This window comes from Paraburkholderia sediminicola, from assembly GCF_046026895.1.
Taxonomy (GTDB): Bacteria; Pseudomonadota; Gammaproteobacteria; order Burkholderiales; family Burkholderiaceae; genus Paraburkholderia; species Paraburkholderia sediminicola_C.
In genome coordinates this window covers 1-5,769 of sequence record NZ_JAQQEU010000159.1, presented here as the reverse complement: position 1 = coordinate 5,769, position 5,769 = coordinate 1, and the positions used below count along the sequence as shown (strand labels likewise).

The 5,769-nt window shown below is 59.9% G+C and carries 2 protein-coding genes and 3 pseudogenes; 2 read left to right on the top strand and 3 right to left on the bottom strand.

The features are described from left to right. Positions 1 to 234: 234 nt before the first annotated feature. Positions 235 to 1,370 (bottom strand): annotated as a pseudogene (locus PQR02_RS39460) (IS110 family RNA-guided transposase). A gap of 436 nt (positions 1,371 to 1,806) precedes the next feature. Between PQR02_RS39460 and PQR02_RS39455 the strand changes: the two are divergent. Together PQR02_RS39455 and PQR02_RS39450 are read left to right on the top strand one after the other, a co-directional pair. Then, positions 1,807 to 3,726 (top strand): SMP-30/gluconolactonase/LRE family protein, encoded by a 1,920-nt coding sequence (locus tag PQR02_RS39455; RefSeq protein ID WP_408243233.1) that lies wholly within the window; start codon positions 1,807 to 1,809, stop codon positions 3,724 to 3,726. A gap of 154 nt (positions 3,727 to 3,880) precedes the next feature. Continuing rightward, positions 3,881 to 4,000, top strand: a pseudogene (locus tag PQR02_RS39450) (helix-turn-helix domain-containing protein); the annotation flags it as partial. Positions 4,001 to 4,029: 29 nt separating this feature from the next. Here the strand turns inward: PQR02_RS39450 and PQR02_RS39445 are convergent. Together PQR02_RS39445 and PQR02_RS39440 are read right to left on the bottom strand one after the other, a co-directional pair. Next, positions 4,030 to 4,282, bottom strand: a pseudogene (locus PQR02_RS39445) (IS630 family transposase); the annotation flags it as partial. Between the two features lie 892 nt (positions 4,283 to 5,174). After that, complete coding sequence (locus PQR02_RS39440) at positions 5,175 to 5,525, bottom strand: hypothetical protein (RefSeq protein WP_408243232.1); 351 nt, start codon at positions 5,523 to 5,525, stop codon at positions 5,175 to 5,177. Positions 5,526 to 5,769: the final 244 nt, after the last annotated feature.

Below are 5,769 nucleotides of genomic sequence, written 5' to 3'. Positions count from 1 at the left end.
CCCGTTAATCGCGCCCGTGAGACCTGAGGTCTGCACTCACCTTCTATCCGCTGGCGTATGGCCAGCCCCATCCTGCATGCGCGCTTTGCCCGGATATCGCCGGGGCATGCGTCCCATCTTGTAGTCGGTTGCATTAATAGCAACCAGGGCTTCCCACGGACGCATGCACGTCAGACCGTTTGTGCTGGTGTGCTCAACTGCGACACTGCCTCCTTTGTGCAATGTTTTTCGGGGCTACGCGGACTTCAGTTGCGCACCTTCGGGGACGATGCCGTCCTTCAGGTAGCGCCACAGCGCGATGGCGAGGCGACGGGCAACGGCCACGATGGCGACGCGTCGGATTCGGCGACTGGCGGGCGTACCCTGCGTGCGCTGATAGAACCAGCGCGTCAACCCACTATTGGGTTGATATCGCAGCCAGACCCAGGCGATTTCTATAAGCAGGGCACGCACCCGTCGATTGCCTTGTTTGCTGATGCCTTGGTCAACCTGGCTCTCGCCGCTGTCATAAGGCTGTGGCACGAGGCCCACGCATGCGCCGACTTCACGACGGTTGTTGAAGCTGCGCCAGAACAGTTCGAGCGCCAGTCGCTGGGCGCCAATACCGCCAATGCCTTTGAGGTGGCTCAAATGCTCGATACGCTCGCGTACGGGTTCGGGCAAAGCGGCGCGCAACGTGCGGTCAAGCTTCGCGAGTTGCTGTTCGACGAACCCAAGCCGTTCGCACTCGTGCTGCAGGCGCTGACGTAGTTCGGGCGGCAGCGGTGTGCCGTCGTGGCATCGCACGTCATTGTGCGCGAGTCGTTCGGCGAACGCTTTCTGCGCGATGTCGTCCCAGCAGCCAAGGGTGCACAGCAACTTGCGCATGCGATCGCGATGCTGAAGCACCTCCTTCTGCAACTGGGCGCGTTCGCGCATCGAGTGGCGTGATGCTTCATCCTGAGGCGATGGCACGCGAACGACGCGCATGCGATCGCGTTCGCCGCGCGGCCACGCCCGCAGGTTGCTGACCAGCCTGATCGCATCGAGCCGGTCGGTTTTGGCGCGTCGTTTGTGGCGCTCGACGGGAATGCTCGCAGGGTCGACGACATGACACTCGATATTGCGAGCTCGCAATGCGTGATAGATCCAGAACGCATCGGGACCGGCCTCGTAGCTGACGACCAGGCGCGTGTCTGCCGCTAACGCCATTTCAGCTTCTGCTGCTCAATCAGATCCAGCGCAGCCTGCAGGCGAGCGGCGGCGACTGGCTCGGCAACAGTATGCACGGCTGGACGTTCGCGTTGCCCGTCGTGCAGCGCGATCTTCCATTTGGCTGCCGCAAGCTCAAGTGAGACCGCAAGCACAATTGCCTGAGTGCTCTCTGCCATGGATGCCGGATCTTTGCGCATGATGCCCTCCTGTGGGCCGGGGTCGACGTGCTGATTCTAGTATCTGTTCGTCGTTGCCCTACGCTTCATAGGATCTTGTAGTTGCCTTAAGTCTTTACTGTTTCCGCCGATATCCAGTTCAGGTCCGCTCGCCGAGCACGCAATTCCCGCCGCGTTTCCCGGGAAGGCGACTCAATCGCGCGGCGGATCGGTTTCGCCCATTCACGGGGCGGCAACGGCGGGGCCTCACGATGCCACGCCGGATGACCGGACGACAACATGGGGCGGCAGATCACACATTCACTCGAGGACGAAAACGTCGCGCCTTTCGCATGGATTTCGCGTTTCTGCGACATCGCTTCGAGTTGGGAGGGACATCGGGTGATCTCTCACTATCGACCATCGCAGCCAGATCGGCAGACGCAAAGCATAACTAATGATCAAGAAAAACATCTTTACCATAATCGTTGCCGCAATGCTGCTTGCTGTGATCGCGCCACATTGTCAGGCGGCGTACACGTCCGACTGGTTGGCGAACACATTCGGGACCAACACCACCCGCGTGGGTAGCGTCGCCCGTTCCATGTGGGTAGCGCCCGAGGGCGTCATCTATACGGCGTCCATGTGGGACGAAAACGAAGGGGGTGTCGCAATTTACGCGAACGGTAAAGGCATCGGGTCCGTAGGGGGGCACGGCGAGTTTCAGGGCGGCGCCATAACGGGCAATGCAACGTCAATCTTCGCTGCCTTGCAATATAACGTCGCTTACGGCAGCGGCACGGTGGGCCGATACGGCCGAACCAGTCAAACCCGCGATCTGCTCATTTCGGTCAGCGCGACAACGGCTGAGAAGCGGGCTGATGTCATCACCGGACTCGCGACGTCGGGCTCACTCCTCTATGCGAGCGACTTTCCGGGAAATCGCGTCCGCGTCTACACCACTGCCGGCGTGTGGCAGCGGGATATCAACGTCTCCGGTCCCGGCGCGCTCGCGGTGGACGGAGCAGGAAACATCTGGGTGGCTCAGAAGAGTGCGGGCACAATCCTCGAATTCGATCCAACCGGCAGGCCGCTGAACACCATCCAGATGTCCAGTGCCTCCCGACCGTCGGCGCTGTATTTCGATTCGACGACTGTGCAGCTCATGGCCGGCGACGAGGGACCCGACATGAACATCAAGACCTACAACATCTCGGGCACTCCATATCTTGTCAGCACGTTTGGCATTCAGGGCGGATACCTCGACACCACGACCGGGATCAAAGGTCAGGTAGGGGCCAAGCGGTTCACCCGCGTCGTGGGCATCGGCAAGGACGCCGCCGGCAACCTGTATGTGCTCAATAACCCTTGGGGCGGCACCTGGGACCTCGGCCGCGACGGTGGCACCGACATTCATTCGTACGGCCGCTCCGGCAGCCTGCAATGGAAGCTTCAGTCTCTCAACTTTGAGGGGGTCGCCGCTCCGGACCCGGGTACAGACGGCGCCTATTTCTATGGAGGCACCAACATCTACACAGGCTCCGCTGGCGGAACGTTCGTCGCGAACACCGTTGACCCGATCGATTACCCATCCGATCCACGACTCAACATCAACGATCTGGGACGCGGTGAGCACTTCGGTCAACTCGCCGCGGTTGGCGCAAACCGGATTCTTGTGGCGGGCGGCCAGGACCCAGATAGCTTTTACTTCTTCCACTTCAACGCTGCAAATGGCTACGTCGCCATACCGGATGCCACGCTTCCCGGTGCAGCGTTCAATACGGCCGCGAGGATCAGGGATGGATTCTGCCTCGACAGCAACGGCGACGTCTGGGCCGGTTTGGACGGGACAAACGCCATCTGGCACTATGCGCTCACCGGCTTTGATGCCAGCGGCAAACCGACATGGGGGGCTGGCATTCCAACTCCGATTCCGGGCACTATCAAGCCATTGACGCGAATCATCTACCTGCCGGAAAGCGACACCATGATCCTCGCGCAAGGCATTGTCGGGAGCACAGACTGGACGTCGATCGGATCGCGGGTCGAGGTGTATCACGGCTGGCGCGCTGGCAACACCACCGCTGCGAATCCGGTAATCAACATTACCAGCGCCAGTCCCAAGTCGATTACGGCTACGGGCAACTATCTCTTTGTCGGATACGTACACACAGTGCCCAATATCGATGCCTTTAATCTCAATACAGGCAGCCTGGACGCCACGTTGACCAACAGCAGCCCCGATACCGTGTACGTCGGCAATGACGTGGATTCGATGTACGGCCTGCGATCGTACCGTCGAACAACCGGAGAGTACGTCATTACAAAAGACAACTACAACGGTTCTAGCGTGGTTGTTTATCGTTGGACACCCTGATCAACCGCTCTCATGCAATCGAGGCCGCCATGCAACGCCAGTGAAGCTGGCGAACAAAGAAGACATGATCTGCTATCGCTGATTGAGCGGAAGACGGCTGCGCAGCGAGATGTGATGCGGGCGCGCATCGCGTTGTGGGGCCCACGAGGGCCACTCCAATACGGTGATTGCGCGGGAACTGAGTGTATCGGTGCAAACAGTCTGCCTGTGGCGCAAGCGCATTGCCCAGCAGGGTGCGCAAGGCATTCGCGAGGGCGAGCGTAGTGGTCGTCCGCCACGGATCACGCACGAAGCGCGACTGCAATCGTCCTGGGTACGCCGCTCGCGGCACTCTGCCAGTACCCCTATCCGGTATGCACATCGAGCGCGGCAATCAACGCCTGAGTGCCGTGACGAACATATTCAATCGCACGACGGGCGCAGCCGTCCGGGCGCGGGCGCAAGTCCCGGGTGCTTGCGCTCAATGGCCTGAAGGCGGGTCTTTTCGTCGATATTGGAGCACCGCCGCGTTTCTGGGCGCCTTGCGGTACAGCTTGCAAATCCCGCTTTGCCGATCAGATGCATGATCGCGTTCAGGCGTCGGTTCCGCCCCGTAACCGGTCATCCGATTGTCGAAGACGAACGCCCCTTGATCGGCCAAATCCGACATTTGCGCACCGGCCTTGAGGCGGCCGCTGTCCGCCAGACGTTTTTGCATATCAGATGTCCGGGCCTGTCGCAGTCCGGCGCGGCATTGTTCAGGCCCACCTTCATGTGCAGTCCCCTATCGTTGAAAGGGCAGTCCGATCCCTCTGGCGTGCCACAGATCAGCCAAAACTTCATCCAGATCGCTGCATTCGGATGAGGCGTTGCACGCGTCGCGCAAGTCCTCCAGTGCTCGCTGCACAGCGTCGCACCAGTCCGAGCCGCGTTGCAACTGGTCATGCTGGAGGCCTGCCAATCGAGCTTCGAGACTGGTCATTGCCTTGATCAGCGTCTTGCCGGAGACGCACGGCAACGCCGGCTTACGGACATGAGGTCGTTGCTGGAGACGTCGGAGAGGACGTCGAGAGCAGCTTGATCGACTCCCAATGCGGATGCAGGAGCCGCAGGACAGCCAGGATTGCGCTATTGGTATTCTCCGATACAGTTACCAGCTCGTTTCCTGTCTGGACCGTTCTCTTGCCATGCTGGCAATACTGAAATTCGATGCGAACTGTTACTGACATGATTAAGACTTCCTTCCTTTTAAGACTTATGCTTAGCTGGTAACCAAGCAACGCAGGCGTGCGCTCAGTCACCAACCCAATGCGCGGGCCAATACCCGTGCCACGGCATGCCGCGGCCGCGTGACCAGCCCGGCGGCAACGGGCTCCTATCTGAAACGCTTGATATCAGCAAGGCGTGCTGCTCGAAAAAAAAGCACCTCGCGCGCTCAAGCCCGTTTCGCTGACTTTGGGTCGATTCTTTCAGGACAGTTGGACACCATCAGCCAGTCCTGGCTCGACTCGATTCACGAACCCGCAATCCAGCAGGATCTGACAGAACTCATCCGGAGAGCAAGGTTTTCCCGTCACTTCGCTCATCCGGGCGAGAACATCAGAGAACGAAGCCAGAACGCGCCAGCTGTCGTAGTAGGCGTGCATTTGCGGTACGACATCATTGCCGAGATTTTCCCAGCAGACGGAAAGCATACCGACCGTTCCGCCGCCTTCCACCCGGTAGAGACCGAAGGTGACGGCCGACACAACGCCCATGACCCTGCAGTAGGAAGCTGTGTTCACATAGAATTCGCGCCTAAGACACCCGCTGTTGTTCATTGCGTTTTCCTGCCTGAGATATTGGGGCTGCTACAACCCGGTATAACGGCGCCGAAACGCAGAACCTTGAGTCGCGCACGGGCCACTCGCCTCGTCACGCGGACGCTACCGACAACTTTACGAGACACCTACAAAAAGCCACGCATGAATGGGCGCGCGGCGCCCGCAATACCTCACGTGCTCACAGAGCGCGTTGCACGCCTCATGGCGCTAACCGGCTCGTCGCGAACTTCCGTAGACGACC